Genomic DNA, 17897 nt, shown 5'->3' on the forward strand with positions numbered 1-17897 from the left:
CTAACGGCCGGGCCAGCACGGCTGGGAGATCAGCCTCTCCCACTCCTCGTCAGGATGCCCCGGAAGGGTGCGCCCGGCCTCCCGCCAGCGCTTGACCACGGAGAGGTAGATCGTGGGCTGGTCGGCGTGCGAGGCCGTCGCGTACGGACCCGCGTACGGGGCCCGGTCGTACCCGCCGGCCCTGGCCCTGGCGGGCTGCTCCCCACGGCTGGCGGGAATGCGTACCCAGCCGCGGCCCTGCCCTCGCTCCGAGCTCATCACGGACCCCTCTCTCCGCGGATCTCACCGCAGATACGTCTTCGGATGCCCTGGGGGTACCCCCGGAAGGTGCCCGGGGGACGCAGCCCGGTCCGGCCGGGCGGCGCCGGGGGAACCCGGCCGCGGACCCCGGGCGCCGAGGCGCTTGCGGACTCCTCTCACCAGTCTCCCCGCCGTGAAGCCCGCGCCGTGCACGAATCGCATGGAAGGGCCGAATGAGGGAGCCGACAGCAGCCCCGCGAAGAACAGCCCGGGCCACGAGGACTCGAACCCGGGGCTCAGCTCCGGCGCCCCGCTCCGCCCCACGGTCTCCAGGGCGGTCCGCAGCCCCGCGTCGAGCAGCTCCAGCCGGGCCAGTTCCGGGACGAACCCGGTGGCCGCGATGACGTGCGCGGTGTCCAGCACCACGGACTCCCCCGCCCGGGTGGTCAGCCCGAGCCGGGTCCGCTCGCCCACCGCCACCGCCCGGTGCAGCCGGTGCCCGAGCAGGGCGGGGACGCGCCGCTCGAAGCGGTCCCGCAACCACCAGGCCCCGGCCGGGCCCAGCGCGGTCGCCGCGATCCGCTCCCGGGTGGGCGCGGGCAGCCGGCGCACCGCCCAGGGCAGCTCCGACCAGACCCAGCTGCGCCAGCCGGTGCCGAGCCCGCTGTGGGGATCGCGCAGGGCCCGCAGCGGGGGCCGCTCCAGGGGCTGCGGCACGGTGTTCCAGTTCAGCCGGGAGCGCCGGGCAACCAGGCAGGGCCTGGCGCCCTGCTCGGCCAGCAGGGCTGCCGTCTCCAGGGCCGCCTGCCCGGCCCCGAGCACGGCCACCTCGCGGCCCTCGAAGCGGCTCAGGTCCTGGTGGCCGCTGCTGTGCGAGTAGTGGCCGGGCGGGAGGTCCCGCAGCACATCGGGGTGGTTGACGAAGGGCATCACCCCGACCGCGAGGGCCACCGTACGGGCGAGCAGGGGCGGGCCCTCGGCGGTGCGGACGCGGAAGCCGTCGCCCTGCGGGGTCACCTCCAGCACGGTCACCTCCTCCACCTCGGGCGCGGCCTGACGGGCGAACCACATCCCGTACGCGCTGAACGTGCCGATCGGCAGCGGAGTGCCGTGTTCCGATGCCGTTCCGCGGGTGGCGCAGTAATCGGCCAGTGTGTGCCGCCCGTCGGGCGCGGACAGATTGGACGACCAGGGCTCCGACTTCAGGTACATGCCGTCGGGCATGTGGTCGCGCCAGGAGGCCATCGGCCGCCCCAGCACCCGTACGTCGAGCCCCGCGGCGGCCGCGTGGGCGGCGATCGACAGCCCGTACGGGCCCGCGCCGATCACCACGAGATCGTCGATCCGCGTCACGGCCGTTCCTCCCACTCGATGGTCAGGGGCCCGGCCCGGTCCGCGGCGACAGGCACCTTCAACGGGTCACCAGCTCGTCCGGCTCGGCCGAGGCCTCCGGCGGAACGGGCCGGGAGGCCGGCCCCGCGGAGCCGGTCGAGCCCGCGGAGCCGGTGGAGCCGGTGGAGCCGGTGGAGCCCGCGGAGGGCTGGCTCCGACCGCGCTGGCGGGGTGCGCGGACGACCGCGCGCGCCGTACGGCGCCCCTGCTCCGGAACCCCGCGCAGCGCCCGTACGCCCTTCCCCGCGCCGCGCCCCAGCAGGGCGCCGAGCATCGCCAGGAAGGGCATCAGGTCGTCGCCCGCGAACCAGGCCGTCTCGACCCGCCCGCGTTCGGCGGCCCGCTTCGGGGCCGCCTGCCGGTCCGCGTCCGGCGGCACGGACGCCGACGCCCCCGCCGACCCGGCCGACCCGGCCGGTTCCACGGGGCGCGCCGCCCGGCGGCGCGGCAGCGCCCCGCCCCGGACCGCCGCCAGCAGCGCGTAGTTCTCGGCGACGAACACCCGGCCCGGGCCGCCCGAGGGCTGCGGGACCTGCTGGCCCGTCAGGTCCAGGTACATCGCCTGGACGACGTCGAGCCCGGCCGCGTCCGCGAACAGCCGGAACTGCGCCCCCGGCCGGGGGTTGAAGTCCACCAGCCGGAAGCAGCCCCGCTCGTCACGGCGGAAGTCCAGGTCCAGGATCCCCTGGTAGCCGAGGCGTTCGGCGAGCCGCAGCCCCGCCTCCTCCACCGCCGGATCCGGCAGCCAGCGCCCCACGGCCGTCAGCCCCGTCCGCACCGGCCAGGACAGTTCCTTGCGGCCCGAGCCCGCGAGCAGCGGCCGCCCGCCCCGCGCGAAGGCGCCGTGGAAGAACCAGTCGGTGTCCGGCCCGGCCGGCAGGAAACGCTGGAGCAGCAGCCGGCTCCCGGCCTCGGCGGAACGCTCGTAGAGCCGGCGCGCCTCGGCGGTGGTGTGCAGGAGCATGGTGCTGCGCAGCCCGTCCGCCCCGGCGGGCAGCAGCCAGGGCCGGCTCCACTTGGCGACCACCGGCAGGCCGAGCCGCCAGGCCGCCTCGGCCGCCTCGGCCCCGCTCGCCGGAATCACGGTCTCCGGGTGCGGGACGTCCCACCGCGCGCAGAGCCGCGACAGCTCGGCCTTGTCGGCCACCCGGGCGGGCAGGTTGTCGGGCTGATGGGGAATGCGGAAACGCTCGCGGAGCATCGGCGCGACCCGGGACACGGCGATCGCACTCAGGTCGTCCATGGCGATGAGCACGGCCGGGCGGCCGATCCGCTCCGACACCCCGTTCAGGCACTCCATCAGCGTCTCCGGCGCCTCGGGGTCGAGCCCGCCCGCCGGCCCGGAGTGCACGGCGCGCAGGTACCGCGAACGCCCCACGGGACCTCCCCCGGCCTCGACGACGGCATGGACCTCCACGCCCTTGCGGCCAAGGGATCTGACGGCGCCGAGGGTTCCGTGGTGGAACGGATTGCGATCGAGTCTGAGCACAACGGCGGGCACATGGTTGAGATACGCGTGCATGGCAACGGCGTCTTTCACCTAGTCGGACCAAGCGGGGGTGGTGCGCACCTGCTAATGGCCTACGCGGCAGTCACCGGACAGGCCATTCATCAGATCTGATGCCTAACGTCTTTGGTAAGCACACCGATTCAGGAAAGCTCGGGAGACGCCATGCCCACACCACGCCGCCGACTGGCGAGCACCTGCATCGGTACGGTCACGGCCGGACTGCTGGCCACCGGCGCCGCGCTCGCGGCTCCGGAGGAGGACCGGCCGGAGGGCTCCGACATCGCCATGGGTGCCTATCTCGACTACGGGCCGCCGGGGGTGGCCCGGATCCCGCACCTGTCGAGCTGGCTGGGCGGCAAGGAGATCCGGGTCGGGCACACCTATCTGCCCGGCGATTCGTGGGCGGGCATCGAGGGCCGGGTGTCGTTCCTGGACGACTGGGCCGAATGGCGCCAGGAGGAGGACGACCGGATGTTCGTCCTCAACGTGCCCATGCAGGAGCGCAACGAGGCCCGGGTACCCGACTACCGGGTGGCCCAGCTGATCAGGGCGGGCGCGCAGGGCCGGTACGACCGGCACTTCCGGGAGCTCGGCGAGCGCCTGGTCGAGCTGGGCGTCCCGGACACGGTGATCGTGCTCGGCTGGGAGATGAACGGCGTCACCTACACCCACCGCTGCGCACCGGACCCGGAGAACTGGAAGGCGTACTGGAGGCGCATCGTCAACACGATGCGCGCCGTCCCCGGGCAGAAGTTCAAGTTCGACTTCGCCCCGAACAGGGGTACGGACGCGATCGGCTGGACGAAGTGCTACCCCGGCGACGACGTGGTCGACGTCATCGGAATGGACTCGTACGACCAGGGTCCCGGCCAGGACTTCGACGACCAGATCACCCAGCCGTACGGACTCCGGCACCACGTGGACTTCGCGAAGGCACACGGCAAGCCGGTCTCCTACCCGGAGTGGGGGCTGTTCCGGCGCGGGGACAATCCGGAGTACGTGCGGCGCATGCTGAAGTGGATCCAGCAGCACAAGCCGCTCTACCACACCATCACCGACTACTGCCCGCACGGCGTGTGGCAGTGCAAGGACAACCCGCAGTCCGCGAAGGTCTTCCGCGACGCGCTGACGCCCGAGCGGCCCGGCCCGGTGGTCCCGACCCCGGTGGTGCCGACGCCCGTGGTCCCGACCCCGGTGGTCCCCACCCCCGTGGTGCCCACGCCGGTCGTGCCGACCCCGCAGGTCCCGACGCCCCAGGTGCCCACGCCTCAGGTCCCGACACCCCCCGTCCCGACCCCGCAGGTCCCGACGCCGGAAGTCCCCGTGCCCACGCCCGTGGTGCCGACGCCGGAGGCCACCGAGCCCACGCCCGCACCCACGCCGTCGCCCGTGGCCCCGAGCCCGCTCGTCCCGACGCCGGTCACCCCGACGCCGGTCCCGAGCCCGGTCGTCCCGAGCCCGGTCGTCCCGAGCCCGGTCGTCCCGCTGCCGGTCACGCCCAGCCCGCTCGTCCCGACACCGGAGGTCCCCGAGCCCGAGCCCGCCCCCGAGCCCACGCCGGCGGTCCCCACGCCCCAGGCGCCGGCGCCCTCGCCGGTCACCCCGGCGCCGGTCCCGAGCCCGGTCGTCCCGAGCCCGGTCACCCCGAGCCCGGTCGTGCCGAAGCCCGAGCCCACCCCGCCGAAGCCCCTGCCCGAGCCGACCCCTCCGCCGCCGGTCAACAGCAAGCAGTGGTGCGTGCCGCTCAACTTCGGCGAGTGGCTCTCCAAGCTGGTCGGCAAGCAGGCGGTGTGCATCAAGCTGGACTTCGGCAAGGGCTCCGGCCTCTGGCCCTTCTAGACGGGTCATCGCACCCGCAGTTCGTTGAGCCGCGCCCGCCAGTCCCTGGCGGCCGGCAGCGCCTCCCGCAGCACGTCCACCGCCCGCTCGCGCCCCGACACCTGCGACTCGTGCACACGCAGCAGGGGTGCGAGCGCCGCCGTGGCCAGCAGGAAGCGCTGGTTGACGACCGTCGCGGGCCGCCAGTGGTTCTTGTACGGCTCGTTGCCGCGCAGGAAGCTCACCACCGGCCGGCCCTCGGCGAGCGCCCGCCCGGCCTCGTAGCGCAGCAGCAGCGTCGCCACGTCCACCTTGCGGCTGCGCAGGTCCGGGTCGGCCCCGTACAGGTAGCCGCCACTGAGCCCGGACGACAGCAGCGTGACGTTGGCCGCCACCACCTTGCCGTCCAGCCGGAACTCCGTCAGCCGGCTCTCGCCCGCACGGACCATCCGCCGGGTGGCCCGGGTGAGGTGCTCGGCGAAGCGGGGCCGCAGGTGTTCGGGGGTCACCCCGCGGCCGCGCCACTGCTTCTCGTGCAGCCGCAGCAGGGTCCGTACGGCACGCGGCACCTCCTGCTCGGTGACCTCGTGCTCCTCGATCCCGGCCGCGTCGGTCTTGCGCAGCTTGGCCCGCACCCGCTGGGCGCCGGAGGCCGGCATCCGCTTGACCAGCTCGTCGAACGGCAGCGTGGGCAGTTCCATGCAGGTGGAGTCGGCGAGCCGGCGGGAGACCCCGGGCCACTGCCGGTACAGCTCCTCGACGGCGGCCCCGGGCCGTACCTCCCGCAGGTCCACCACGGCGCCGCGGGCCGCCCGGTGCAGCCCGCGGGCCAGCGCCGGGACGACCTGGCCGGCGTGCTCCGCGGCCACGAGCACGTCGAAGTAGTCGGTGATGGGACCGCCGAGCGGCACCAGCAGCGGCATCGGCCGGTGTACGAGCATCAGCGGGGCCGCGCCGACCAGCTCCTCACCGCGCCGGACGAGGACGATCCGGAGCCGGCCCTCCTTGCCGTACGACAGCCACCAGGAGTGCAGCCAGGCGTGGCTCTGGAAGGGGGTGGCGGTGGGGCAGCCGCGGAAGAGCCTGTTCCACGACTCCTCCAGCGCGGCGAACTGCCGGGGGTCGCGGCACAGCGTCACCGACAGGGCCCCGGCGGAGCCCGAAGTCATCGAACGGACTCCTTCTCCTTGGCCGAGGCCGGCTCGCCCTGGGCGGGCAGCGAGGCGTACTCCTCGACCGGGGAGTCGACGGCGGGCTCCACCGAGGACTCGACGGGGGAGGCGGCGGCCGCACGGACCCCGCTCTCCTCGCCGCGCCGGGCGCGGCCCGGCCGGGCGAGCAGCCACAGCCCGCCGAGCAGTCCACCGGCGCACAGGCCGACGGCGCCGCTGATGGCGGCGGACGGGGAGGCGGGCTCGGAGGGGGCGACGGCCTGGTTGAAGAGGAGCAGCTGGACGCCGGTGTTCTTGGCGGCCTGATTGCTGCTCAGGGACAGTGCGTCGGCGACCGCGTTCGCGATGTCGGCGGCCTCGGCGGGGCTCTTCGAGGTGCCCGTGATGGCGATCATCGGAGACTCGGGGGAGGTCTCCGCGCGCACCTGGGTACGCAGCTTCACGGCGCTGATGCCCGCGCGCGGCTGGGCGTAGGCAAGGGTGGAGCTGCTGGTCGCGATGCGGGCGTAGGCCTGCGCGAAGCCGAGGGCGGTGGCCGGCTCGGTGGTGTCGTCGGGCACGGCGACGACATAGCTGGTGGCGGCGTACTCGGGGGCCTTGAGCACCCCGTACGCCCCGCCCGCGGCCAGCCCCAGCAGGGCGCAGGCGGGCAGCGGCCACCACAGGGGCACCGAGAGCCTGCGGCGGCGCGGCCTGCGCTCGGAGCGGTGGTCCGCCCTCCGCTCCGACCGGCTCTCGGACCGGCTCTCGGACCGGCTCTCGGCCCTGCTCTCGGCCTTCTTCTCGGACTTCTTCTGGTCGGCGGTATCGGCCATGAACGTGCTCGCTTCCTGGGTGGAGGGGAGTTCCTTCGGGTCCCGTCGGGACCCCGTCGGGGAGGGGGACGGATCAGCCGGTGCCGGTCGGCTCCGCCGGTTCGGGGCCGACCGGCTCGCGCCGGGCGCCGACGACGGCTCTGCCGCCGGGCACGGGGGCGGCGGCAGACCCGCGGCCCCGGGTGGCACCGGTGGCACCCGGCGCGGCCGAGAGGGCGAGGTCGTACACGTCCAGCAGCTGCCGCGCGCTGCGGGCGATGTCGTAGCGGCGGACCACCGGCGGCGGGGGCAGCCGGCGCGCGCCCGCCTCCATGTGGCCGCGCAGGGCGGCCACGAGTTCCTCGGTGCCGGTGCCGATGCGGCGGGCTCCGGGGGCCTGCGCCGCCGGGAGGTCGTCGATGGCCGGGCACGTCACGTGCAGCACGGGCAGCCCGGCAGCCAGGGCCTCCACGACGGCGAGCCCGAAGGCCTCCTCCCTCGACGGGGAGACGAAGACGTCCATGGCGGCCAGCAGCGCCGGAATGCCCGGGGTGCGGCCGTCCGCGCTGTCGCCCAGCGGGTCCCGCTCTCCCAGCAGGTGGATCCGGCTCTGCGCGCCGAGCTCGGCGGCCAGCCGGCGCAGCCGCGCGCGCTCCGGCCCGTCCCCGGCCAGCAGCAGGTGCGCCCCCGGCAGCGCGGCCACGGCCCGCACCAGGACGTCGAACCGCTTGCCCGGGACCAGCCGCCCCACCCCGCCGACCACGAAGGCCCGCTCGGGCAGCCCGGTCCGGGCCCGGGTGGCCCGCCGGACGCCCTCGTCGAAGCGGAAGCGGACGGCCTCGATCCCGTTCGGTACGACGTGCACGCGCGCGGCCGGCACCCCCCATCCCTCCAGCCGGGCGGCCACGGTGTCCGACACGGCCACCGTCGCCGCGCCCAGGCGTTCACTGGCCAGGTAGAGCGTGCGCACGCCGCCGGACAGCGGCCTGCCCTCGATCTCGCCCTCGCCGAGGGAGTGTTCGGTGGCCACGGTCGCCCGGGTGCCCGCCAGCCGGGCCGCGAGGCGCCCGTACACGCAGGCCCGGTACAGGTGCGTGTGGACGAGGTCGTACTGTCCGCGCCGGATGAACTTCACCAGCCGGGGCAGCGCCCCCAGGTCCCGGTTGCCCCGCATGCCGAGGTGGACGACCCGGACCCCGTCGGCGCGCAGCCCCTCGGCCACGGGCCCGGGGTTGGTCAGCGTCAGTACGTCGCAGCGCATGGGCATGTGGCGCAGCAGCAGGCGCAGTTGCTGCTCTGCGCCGCCGACGCCCAGCCCGGTGATGATGTGCAGTGCCTTGACCGACTGGAGCGTCTTCACCGCTGCACCCCGCGCCGCAGCTCGCGGACCTGGTGGCGGAGCTGCTTGATCCGCAGCCGGGCGCCGCCGTCGGCCTGGCTGACGTGCGTACGCGGCAGCGCGTGCGGGCCCGCGAGGCGTCCGGGGTCGATGGCGCAGGCGTAGCCGTATCCGGCGGCCCGCGTGGCGTCGACGACGCGGGCGTCGAGGTGGCCGTACGGGTAGCAGAACCCTTCGGGCAGGGTGCCGGTCAGCTCGCGCAGCAGGTCGCGGCTGCCCCGCAGCTCCTGCTGGAGCAGGTCGTCGGGGGTCGCGGTGAGGTCCTGGTGGAGCAGCCCGTGCGAGCCGATCTCCTGTCCGGCGGCGGCGACTTCGCGGATGCCCTCGGCGGTGAGCAGGGACTTGCGCGGGCCGAGCGGGTCCCACACGTTGTCCACGCCGAGCCGCCCGGGCAGCACGAAGAGGGTGGAGGTGAAGTCGTGGCGGCGCAGCAGCGGCAGCGCGTGGGTGAGGAAGTCGGTGTAGCCGTCGTCGAAGGTCAGCCCGACCAGTCCGGCCCCTTGCCCGGCCGCGCGGGCCCGCAGCAGTTCACCGACGGACACTCCGCGCAGGCCGCGGGAGCGCAGCCACAGCAGCTGGGCCTCCAGGGCGAGGGGGGTGACGGTGATCCCGTACGGATCCTCCGCGGGGTCGGTGAACTCGGCGACCGAGTGGTACATCAGGACCCACGGCGAAGCGGCCCGGCGGGCGGGGACCACCACGGCGGCGGGGGCCGTGTCGGTGTCAGCGGACATTGCGGAACCTCTGCGTGAGCTGGGAGATCTGACCGGGCAGGGCGGTGACTTCGAGGGCGCGTATGGCCATGCCGGTGGCTCCGAACATGGCCGGGACCAGCAGGCAGCCGAGGGCGGCGCTGAGCATCGGGTCGGGGATCATCGGGCCGGCGATCCAGCCGGTGGCGGCCGCGGCGACGGCGGCGACGCCGAGCCTGCCGATGCTGACGGCGACCCGGCGGACCTGGATGGTGATGATCCGCGAGCCGAGTCCGGTGAGCAGCAGGACGGCGGTGGTGGAGATGCCGGCGGCGTTGGCGGCGGCGATGCCGTAGGTGCCCCACCAGCCGACGGCGAAGGCTCCGGCCACGATGTTGACGAGCAGGCCGGCGCCCATCGCGAACGCCGGGAACCAGGTGGGCCGGGCGGTCGAGAAGAAGGGCCGGGACAGAGCTCCGACGAGGCAGTGGCCGAGGAGTCCGAATCCGTAGACGCGCATGACGGAGGCGGTGGCGAGGGTGTCCCGGTGGGTGAAGGCACCGCGTTCGAAGAGGACCTGGATGATCTGGGGCGCATAGCCGATGACGAGTGCGGTGCCCATGAGGACGGCGAGGGAGGCCAGCGCGAGGTCCCGCTCCACCCGCCGCCGGGCCTTCTCCCGCTCTCCCCCGGCCATGGCCTGGGCGACGACGGGGAAGGTGACGGTGCAGATCATCAGGGAGAGCACCATCGGCATCTGCGCGACCTTCTGCGCGTAGTTGAGGTGGGAGATCGCCCCGGACGGGAGGGAGGCGGCCAGGAACCTCTCGACGAGCACCTGCGACTGCCGGAAGACGGCGAAGAAGATCACCGGGGCGATGACCCCGAAGGCGATGAGGGTGGGACGGTCGCGGTCGCGCTGGTTGCGCGGGGCGGACCGCTTGGCGCGCGGCGGGCCGAAGCCCACGTTCCGCACGAAGGCGGGCAGTTGGACGAGGGCCATCAGCAGCCCGCCGACGGCGACCCCCGCGGCTGCGGCCCGTACGCCCCATTGGGCGTGCAGGGCCAGCATCGTGCCGATGATGCCGACGTTGTACGACACGTAGATCGCGGCGGGCGGTACGAAGGACCTGTGCGCCCGCAGCGCGGCGCTGAAGTACCCGGCAATGCCGAAGGAGAGCACGGTCAGCGCCGTGAGCCGGGTGCACTCGATGGCCAGCCGGGGGTCGGGCAGGCCGGGAGCGAGTACGGCGACGACGGCCGGCGCGGCCATGATCAGGACGGTGGCGACCGCGGCCAGCAGCACGACGAGGCGCGGCAGGGTCGCCCCCACCAGGAGCCCTACGGGGTCCTGGATGCGGGCCTCCCGGCGGGTGAGCCCGGCCCTGGCGGCGGCCCGCCGGGCCAGGGCGTGGCTGAAGGCGGGCACCATCAGCAGCGCCATGGCGTCCTCGATCAGCAGCGTCGAGGCCATCTCGGGCACGGTCCAGGCGATGAGGAAGGCATCGCTGTCGTGCCCGGCGCCGAAGAGGTGCGCGATGGTCTGGTCGCGCACCAGCCCGAACACCGCGCCGGCCGCGGTCAACCCGGCGGTGACGGCGGCGGCCTTGGCCAGGAACCTGCCGAGCGGCTGGCTCCCGCCGGACGTGGCGGACTCGTCCGGCGGCCGGTCCCCACCGGGTGTGACGGAGAGCCCCACTGCGCGACGGGCCCGACGGAGCCGCCCCCTCCCGCCGGGCGTGGCGGCAGGACCGGCCGCCTGGGGCTCGGATCCGACGGCGGAGCCGCTCCCGCCGGGGGTGACGGAAGACTCGGCCCCGTGGTGGGCACGGCTTCCGGCCCGCGCGGCCACCTGTACGCTGTGCCGGCCCGCGGCGCCTCCCGGATACCCGGCGGAGCCGAACACGGGCTTGCGCGCTCCCGGTTCACCACCGGGGAGCCCCCCGGCGACGAATCCCGGATCCGCCGGTGCCGGCGCCCCGGCGACTGCGGCGGGCCGCCCGGCCGGAGGCCCGGCCACGCTCCGCGGGTACCCGGCCGGGTTCGAGCCGCCGGCCGGGCGTCCGGCGCTGCCGGGGTCCGCAGTGCCCGGGACACGGGCGTGGCCCGCCCCGGCCGGGGAGCCGGAGGCGGGCCGCCAGGGCGTGGTGTCCGTCACGGGCGAGCCGCAACCCCGGGGGACCTGCCCCGTGAACCCGCGCCGCCGAGAGCCCCGGAATCCGCGGCGGCTCCACCCGGTGGATCCGCGGCCCCGCGGGAGGGCAGCGCCCACCAGGCCGCCAAACCGATGATCACTCCGGTGAGCACCGTGGACGGGCCGCCGATGTCCGCGTAGAGGAAGTCGGTCAGCTGCCACACGAACAGCCCGACCGCGATCAGCCCGCAGTCCCTGGCTCCCCCGCCGGAGGCGAGCCGCCGCACCCCCGCCACCAGCAGCGCCGCCCAGCCGCCCGCGAGCGCGACCAGCCCGATCAGGCCCTGCTCGGACAGGATCAGCAGGTACATGTTGTGCGGGGAGAGCAGCGGCTGGCGCAGGTACGCCTGACCCGCGCCGGCGGTGTCGCTGCCGGAGGAGAGGCCCAGCGAGGCGTGTCCGTCACGGTTGGCCGGGAAGCCCTTGAGCCCCACCCCCACCGCCGGCCGCTCGCGCCACATCGACTCGGCCGCGGCCCACATCGTGTAGCGGTCGGTCACCGACTGGTCGGGGGCGCTGGAGACCTGGGTGATGGAGGTCAGCCGCTCGGCGACCATCTCCGAGCCGACCCCGAACCCGCCGACCAGGACCACCCCGGCCGCGGCGAGCGCGGCGACCACCTTCAAGGCCCGCCGGATCCCGGCCAGCGCCATCACCAGCACAGCCGCGCCGAAGGTGGCGATCCACGCACCCCGGCTGAAGGACAGCACCAGCGGCAGCACCAACGCGAGCGCACAGCCCCCGGCGATCCGCCGGACGCGCCGCGGCAGCCCCGGGGCGAGCCCGGCGGCGGTCGCCACGATCAGCCCGTACGCGACGACGGTGGCCATGCCCATGACGTCGCCGGGGCCGAAGGTGCCGACGGCCCGGACGTCCTCGCCCTGGTAGGAGGCCCCGGTGTGGGTGGCGTACTGGACGACGCCCACCGCGCCCTGCACCAGTGCCAGGACCACGAAGCACCCGGCGGCCAGCCGGAACTCCGCGGCGCCCGGCACCAGCAGCACCACGGCCGCCGGGACCAGGACGAACACCTGGAGGTAGCGCACGAAGCCGGGCAGGGCGGCGTACGGATCGCCCGCGGTCATCGTGGCGATCGCAAGGCCGACGGCCGGCAGCCCGAGGACGAGCACGCCCAGCGGGTTCAGCGCCCGCACCCGGCCGCGCAGCGCCTGGACCGCGCAGGCGAGGACCAGCAGCAGCGAGGCGGCGTCGGCCGGGCCGACCTTCCCGGAGGCGGTCGCGTCGCCCGCCGGGAGCGGGGCGAGGAGGAAGAGCACGGTGGCGGCGAGCGGCAGCAGCGGCCAGTGCCGGCGCAGCAGACCCGGCACGTCCGGCCGGTTCCACCGGCCGGTGAGGACGAGGCTCATCAGCTGCCCCCCAGCCGGAAGCGGAAGAAGGAGGCTGCGGTGCGGGCGAGGATCCACAGGTCCTGCCACAGCGACCAGGTGTCGATGTAGTGGTTGTCGAAGCGGGCCCGGTCCTCGATGGAGGTGTCCCCGCGCAGGCCGTTGATCTGGGCGAGGCCGGTGATGCCGACGGGCATCCGGTGGCGGGCCTCGTAGCCGGGGTGGACGGTGGAGAACTTGGCCACGAAGAACGGCCGTTCGGGGCGTGGGCCGACCAGGGCCATGTCGCCGCGTACGACGTTCCACAGCTGCGGCAGCTCGTCCAGCGAGGACTTGCGCAGGAAGGAGCCGACCGGGCTCATCCCGCGGTCGCCCGCCACCGTCCAGCGGGTGGCGGCCTCGTGCTCGTCGGCGCGCAGGGTACGGAACTTCAGCAGGGTGAAGGGGCGCCCGTACAGGCCGACCCGCTCCTGCCGGAAGATCACTCCCGGTCCGTCCCAGATCCGTACGGCCACCGCGCACGCCCCCATCACGGGTGCGGCGGCGAGCAGCGCGATCAGGGCGAGCGCGGTGTCGATGCCCCGCTTGACCCAGCGCTCCAGCGGCCGGGCCGGGCGCGGCAGCAGCGGCTGCACGGCGTACCCCCACAGCTGGTCGGTCGGGTGGGCCACCCGCATGCCGGTGATCCTGGCGGTGCCGGCCGGGTCGGCGAGCCACAGCCGGCAGCCGTGGTCGTGGAAGAGCCGGACCAGGGAGGCGGTGCGCTCGTCGGCCTCCGGGGGGCGGGTGAAGACCGCGTGCCCGACGGAGTTCTGGATGACCGCGCGCCGGATGTCCTCGTGGGTGGCGAGCAGCGGCAGGGTGCCGCCGTCGCCCTCGCCGGCCGGTGCGGTGTCGGCGAGCCCGACCGGGCGCAGCCCGAACTCGGGGCGGCCGTGCAGGGCCGCGGCCACCGCGCTCGCCCCGGCGCCGGGTCCGACGACCAGGGCGGAGGCGGGCCGGCGTACGGCGGCCCGCCGCTGGAGCTGGTTGACGAGGCCGCGGCCGGAGCACGCCAGTACGGCCTGCAGGCAGACGGCGGTGAGCAGGGCGCCCCAGCCGATGGCCCGGGCCGGGTCGACGGCGGCCGCGACGGCGGCGAGCGAGCACCACAGGACGGCGGACCGGCCTGCCAGTACGGGGAGTTCGAGGAGCGCGGAGGGGGCGAGCCGCGGCCGGTAGAGCCCGGCCTGGGCGTGCAGCGCGGCGAGCAGCAGGGGGGCCGCGGACAGGACGGGCAGATCCGCTGCGGGCAGGGTCGTCGCGGTGAGTACGACGGCCAGCGCGTCGGTGGTGAGCAGCGGGAGCACGCGGCCGCGGCGGCGGACCCGCTGCGGGCGCAGGGCGGAGCGGGCGTGGTCGGTCCTGGGCCCGCGCGGGGGGTGGATGGCGGTCGCCGAACGGCGGGCCGCCGCGTGGGGTGCGGGCGCGAAGGCGCTGCCACCGGTGGGCCCCGTGCCGCCCTGCCCGGTGTGCCGGGCGGGTGCGCTGTCCATCGTCATCGGCTGATGCGCTCCTGGTTCAAGGGCCGGGGCCTGCCCAGCAGTTCGTGGTACAGGCCGGTGACCGCGTCCGTGGTCCGCCGCACGTCGAAGTCGGTCCGGGCGTGCTGCCGTGCCTGCTCACCGAGTTCGGCGAGGAGCCGCGGCTCGGCGAGGAGCCGTCCCAGGGCCTCGGCCAGGGCCGTCGGGTCCTCCGGCGGCACCAGGCACAGGCGTCCCTGGCCCGGCGGCAGGCTCTCCCTGGCACCGCTGACGTCGGAGACCAGGACCGGGCGGCCACAGGCCATGGCTTCGAGCGGGGCGAGCGCCATGCCTTCCCACCGCGACGGCAGTACAACGAGATCGGCGGCCCGAAGCCACGGTCGGATGTCGGCGGCGGCGCCCGCGAAGAGCACGCGGGGCGGGGCGGTGCGGCGCAGCCGTTCGGTGTCGGGGCCGTCCCCGACGAGGGCCAGGCGGGCTCCGGGGACGGTGGCGAGCAGCTCCGGCCAGGCTCGGAGCAGGATGTCCTGGCCCTTCTGGAGGCAGATCCGGCCGACACAGACGGCGAGCGGTCCGTCGGCCGGGAAGTCCGCGGGCAGCGGCACTTCGGCGCGGGCCCGGGCCCTGTCGCGCTCGGGGTCCGGGCCGCCGGGGCGGAAGTGGTCCAGGTCCACACCGTTGCGGATCACCGACCAGCGGGCGGTGATCCCTTCGGTCTCGCCCGCGTGGCGTTCGGCCTCGCTGACGCAGAGCACCCGGTCGGCCCAGCGGGCCCCGTACCGCTCCCAGCGCAGCGCGAGTGCTGCGGTGACCCCGCCGACGGCGTCGAAGGACCAGGCGTGCGGCTGGAAGACGGTGGGTACGGTGCCGCGCGCGGCGAGCCGACCGGCCAGTCCGGCCTTGGCGCTGTGGGCGTGCAGGAGGTCGGGCCGCACCTGGCGGAGCAGCTGCCGGGCGCCGGCGATCTCGGCGGGCAGCCCGGGCCCGGGGGCCCGGGCGGCACGCCAGGTGAGGACCTCGGCCCCGGCCGCCCGCGCGGAGTCGCCGAGCGGGCCGCCGGGCGGACAGCCGACGACGGTGCGCAGCCCGTCGGAGGTCTGCGCGCGGACGAGGTCGGTGACGACCCTGGCCACGCCGCCGTCGACGGGTTGTACGAGGTGGAGGACGGTCGTGGGCTGTGCCGCCCGAGGTTGACTGGGCACGTGGAGTGGTCTCCTACGTTCAGCGGCGCGCGTCTGTCTGAACGAAGAGCACACCGAGGAAATGACCCTGACTTTCACCCGTGAGCCTGAAGTTCAGGCTGCGGGCACCACCGGACAGGGCGGGACTCAGGTCGAAGACGTCCGCGTCATATCCGAGATTATTCACATGTTCGGGCTGTCGCACGAACGATTGATTTCCGAATTCCGTGATCGTGGAATTCATAACATCATTAAAAGGATTTTCTCCATCGCTGAGGCTCACCCGACGCCCACTGTCTGCGGTCACGGTGAGTGAGTCACCGAGGGCGCCCCGGTCCCCGTCGTACGCGACCACCCCGACCCGGCCGGCGGAGCCCGGGGGCGCGGTCAGGCCCTCGACCTCGACCGTCCCGTCCCCGGCCCGGGCGGCCAGTGACTCGAAGCCGTCCCACAGCGAGATCCGGCGCACCGGCTCCTGCGGGTGCTCGTAGGCGACGACCAGCGTCCAGCCGCCCCAGGCGCCCACTTCGGAGTGGCCCATCGCGATGTTGAGCTGGGCCACCGTCCACATGCCGGCGCCGCCCTTGCGGACCAGCGGGGTCACGTCGGCGGAGGCCTGGTAGGCGTCGCTGCCCGCGTCCGTGCGGTGGCCCACGACCGTGTCCGCCAGGACTTCCTTGTACGCGCCGCCGGGCTCGGCCACCAGCACCCGGCCGTTGTCCTCCGGCGGCTTCTGCTCGCCCACCCGCAGGTTGCCGCCCCAGTAGAGACGGGCGTACGAGACCGTCGCGCCCTGCGGGACCTTGAGCTCGGCCCGGGTGGAGTTGTAGGTGTCCGGATCCTTGTCCACCTCGCTGTAGAACATCTCGAAGTCGCTGTTGACCCCCGCCGCGCCCTTCTTGACCTCGGCGCACGGCTCGGCCTGCGGGGACTGCTCCTTGCGGCAGCTGATGCCGGAGTTGGAGGCGCGCACCAGCCCGCCGTGCTGCACGGCCTGGTAACGCTGGGTGAACGGGAGCCGAGGCAGCTCCTTGGGGGCGGGAGGCGCCGCGTGGGACAGCGGGGCGTTCACGGAAAGGGTGAGGCAGGACAGCAGACCGAGCGTGCCGAGGATTCTGCGGGAGGAACCCATGACCCTGTCTCCATTTTCGATCAAGGGGACAAAACAGGAGTGAACTTTGTCAGAAAACGGGCTGGAAATCACGTCGGACTCGCTCGTACGGCCTTTTGGGCGATGACACGCACCCTCGCAACGGGCGGGTCGTTATGGCTTGCAGCATTGTTCAAACCGAAAGGAAATGCGGAGATGAAGAAGAGGCTGGTGCGCGGCACCACCATCGCCGTCGCGGGCGCCGCCGCACTGATGGGCGGCGCGGGCCTCGCCTCCGCGCACGGCGGGGACGGCGCGACGGCCCACGGCTTCGCCGGCGGGTCCCCCGGCGTCCTGAGCGGCAACCTGCTCCAGGTGCCCGTCGACGTCCCGGTGAACGCCTGCGGCCTCACCGTGAACGTGATCGCCCTGCTGAACCCCTCCTTCGGCAACACCTGCATCAACGCCTGACCGTCAACCGCGCTGCCCGAAACGCCCGCATCCGAGTGAAGCCACGCAACCCGAACCGGGGCCGCGGCGTTGATCCGGGTGCTCCGCTACCGGGCAATCCTGCAAAAAAGGGACGACAATGATCAAGAAGATGATGGCCTCGGCCGCGGTTGCCGCCTCGGTCGTGGGCATCGGTGCCGCCATGGCGCCGCAGGCGATGGCGATCGGCAACGACAACGGCGTCAACACCGTCCAGGGCAACGGCGCCGCGCAGATCTACGGCAACCAGGCCACCTACGGCAACATGAGCCCGCAGATGGCGCTGATCCAGGGCTCCTTCAACAAGCCCTGCATCGCCCTGCCCGCGAAGGCCAACGTGCAGTCCGTGCTGGCCCTGGTCAACGTCGGCGTCCAGGACATCCCGGTCCTGTCCAGCCCGCAGAACCAGCAGTGCACCGAGAACTCCACCCAGGCCAAGGGCGACGAGGCCCTCTCGCACATCCTGGACAACATCCCGATCCTCTCGGGCAACGTCTCCAACGGCAGCTGACCGAGGCCCGCGCCAGCGAGGCCGTCGCACCCACCGGGTCGCGGCGGCCTCGCCGCATATGGGACCGGAACCGGAACCTCCCCGGCCGCCGAATTTTCGATACGAATCCGCCGACACCTCGAATTCGACCCGAACATTGAACCGGGGCATTGGGGTGAATTACCGGCAGGCCGCCGAAAATGTGCGGTTTCTTTTTCCCCGACCGCTCGTTGTTAATTCTGCAGTGGACACGCCTCTGCGGGAAGGAAAGAAATCAAAATGACGTACAAGAAGGCAGTGGTGCTGGCCGCCGGCGCTCTCATGCTCGCCGGTGCCGCCTCCCCCGCCATGGCCGACTCGTCGGCCGAGGGCGCGGCCGTGGGCTCCCCCGGCGTCCTGTCCGGGAACCTGGTCCAGGTCCCGGTCCACGTCCCGGTCAACGTCTGCGGTAACACCGTGAACGTCATCGCGCTGCTGAACCCGGCGTTCGGCAACACCTGCGTCAACGCCTGACGAAGCGCTTGAGCCCGTGAGGGCAAGCCTCCTCGGGGTGGCCTCGGAGTGCAC

The 17897-nt window shown here is 74.1% G+C and carries 16 protein-coding genes; 4 read left to right on the plus strand and 12 right to left on the minus strand.

Annotated features, from left to right (window positions below; all coding sequences use genetic code 11):
- The 3 genes from IE257_RS22430 to IE257_RS22440 form a co-directional block, all read right to left on the minus strand.
- Entirely contained in the window at positions 1–258 is a 258-nt protein-coding gene (locus tag IE257_RS22430) for a hypothetical protein (protein WP_189971315.1), read from the minus strand.
- Positions 259–282: 24 nt separating this feature from the next.
- Entirely contained in the window at positions 283–1584 is a 1302-nt protein-coding gene (locus IE257_RS22435; protein ID WP_189971582.1) for an NAD(P)-binding domain-containing protein, read from the minus strand.
- A 67-nt stretch (positions 1585–1651) separates the two neighbouring features.
- Positions 1652–3010: a carboxylate--amine ligase gene (locus IE257_RS22440; RefSeq protein ID WP_372453088.1), complete on the minus strand. Its 1359-nt coding sequence runs from the start codon at positions 3008–3010 to the stop codon at positions 1652–1654.
- A gap of 294 nt (positions 3011–3304) precedes the next feature.
- Here IE257_RS22440 and IE257_RS39500 point away from each other — a divergent pair, with 294 nt between their 5' ends.
- The gene (locus tag IE257_RS39500) at positions 3305–4981 is read left to right on the plus strand and encodes a glycoside hydrolase family 26 protein (protein WP_189971319.1); all 1677 of its coding nucleotides are present in this window, start codon (positions 3305–3307) and stop codon (positions 4979–4981) included.
- Between the two features lie 5 nt (positions 4982–4986).
- Here IE257_RS39500 and IE257_RS22450 read toward each other — a convergent pair whose 3' ends face one another.
- From IE257_RS22450 to IE257_RS22490, 9 genes are all read right to left on the minus strand, one after another.
- Positions 4987–6129, minus strand: a complete 1143-nt coding sequence (locus IE257_RS22450; protein WP_189971321.1) for a GNAT family N-acetyltransferase — start codon at positions 6127–6129, stop codon at positions 4987–4989.
- Positions 6126–6947 (minus strand): YveK family protein, encoded by an 822-nt coding sequence (locus tag IE257_RS22455; RefSeq protein WP_229920582.1) that lies wholly within the window; start codon positions 6945–6947, stop codon positions 6126–6128. The genes IE257_RS22450 and IE257_RS22455 overlap by 4 nt, the downstream gene beginning before the upstream one ends.
- A 73-nt stretch (positions 6948–7020) precedes the next feature.
- The gene (locus tag IE257_RS22460) at positions 7021–8286 is read right to left on the minus strand and encodes a glycosyltransferase (protein ID WP_229920583.1); all 1266 of its coding nucleotides are present in this window, start codon (positions 8284–8286) and stop codon (positions 7021–7023) included.
- Positions 8283–9059, minus strand: a complete 777-nt coding sequence (locus IE257_RS22465; RefSeq protein WP_189971323.1) for a polysaccharide deacetylase family protein — start codon at positions 9057–9059, stop codon at positions 8283–8285. Before IE257_RS22465 ends, IE257_RS22460 begins: the two co-directional genes overlap by 4 nt.
- Positions 9049–10716: a murein biosynthesis integral membrane protein MurJ gene (gene murJ / locus IE257_RS22470; RefSeq protein ID WP_229920584.1), complete on the minus strand. Its 1668-nt coding sequence runs from the start codon at positions 10714–10716 to the stop codon at positions 9049–9051. Before murJ ends, IE257_RS22465 begins: the two co-directional genes overlap by 11 nt.
- Before the next feature lie 455 nt (positions 10717–11171).
- A complete protein-coding gene (locus tag IE257_RS22475) occupies positions 11172–12578 on the minus strand; it encodes an O-antigen ligase family protein (RefSeq protein ID WP_189971325.1) in 1407 nt (468 codons plus the stop codon).
- Entirely contained in the window at positions 12578–14098 is a 1521-nt protein-coding gene (locus IE257_RS22480; RefSeq protein ID WP_372453089.1) for an exopolysaccharide biosynthesis polyprenyl glycosylphosphotransferase, read from the minus strand. Before IE257_RS22480 ends, IE257_RS22475 begins: the two co-directional genes overlap by 1 nt.
- On the minus strand, positions 14095–15282 hold the full coding sequence (locus IE257_RS22485; protein WP_229920585.1) for a glycosyltransferase: 1188 nt from the start codon (positions 15280–15282) through the stop codon (positions 14095–14097). The genes IE257_RS22480 and IE257_RS22485 overlap by 4 nt, the downstream gene beginning before the upstream one ends.
- Before the next feature lie 19 nt (positions 15283–15301).
- Entirely contained in the window at positions 15302–16393 is a 1092-nt protein-coding gene (locus IE257_RS22490; RefSeq protein WP_245385278.1) for a DUF3344 domain-containing protein, read from the minus strand.
- 174 nt (positions 16394–16567) lie between these two features.
- On the opposite strand from IE257_RS22490, the gene IE257_RS22495 reads away from it, so the two are divergent.
- From IE257_RS22495 to IE257_RS22505, 3 genes are all read left to right on the plus strand, one after another.
- Positions 16568–16822: a chaplin gene (locus tag IE257_RS22495; protein WP_189971329.1), complete on the plus strand. Its 255-nt coding sequence runs from the start codon at positions 16568–16570 to the stop codon at positions 16820–16822.
- 118 nt (positions 16823–16940) lie between these two features.
- Positions 16941–17351: a rodlin gene (locus tag IE257_RS22500; protein ID WP_030386268.1), complete on the plus strand. Its 411-nt coding sequence runs from the start codon at positions 16941–16943 to the stop codon at positions 17349–17351.
- A gap of 258 nt (positions 17352–17609) precedes the next feature.
- Entirely contained in the window at positions 17610–17843 is a 234-nt protein-coding gene (locus tag IE257_RS22505) for a chaplin (RefSeq protein WP_052872775.1), read from the plus strand.
- Positions 17844–17897: the final 54 nt, after the last annotated feature.

It is taken from the genome of Streptomyces avidinii (assembly GCF_014650695.1).
In the GTDB taxonomy this organism is placed as follows: Bacteria; Actinomycetota; Actinomycetes; order Streptomycetales; family Streptomycetaceae; genus Streptomyces; species Streptomyces avidinii.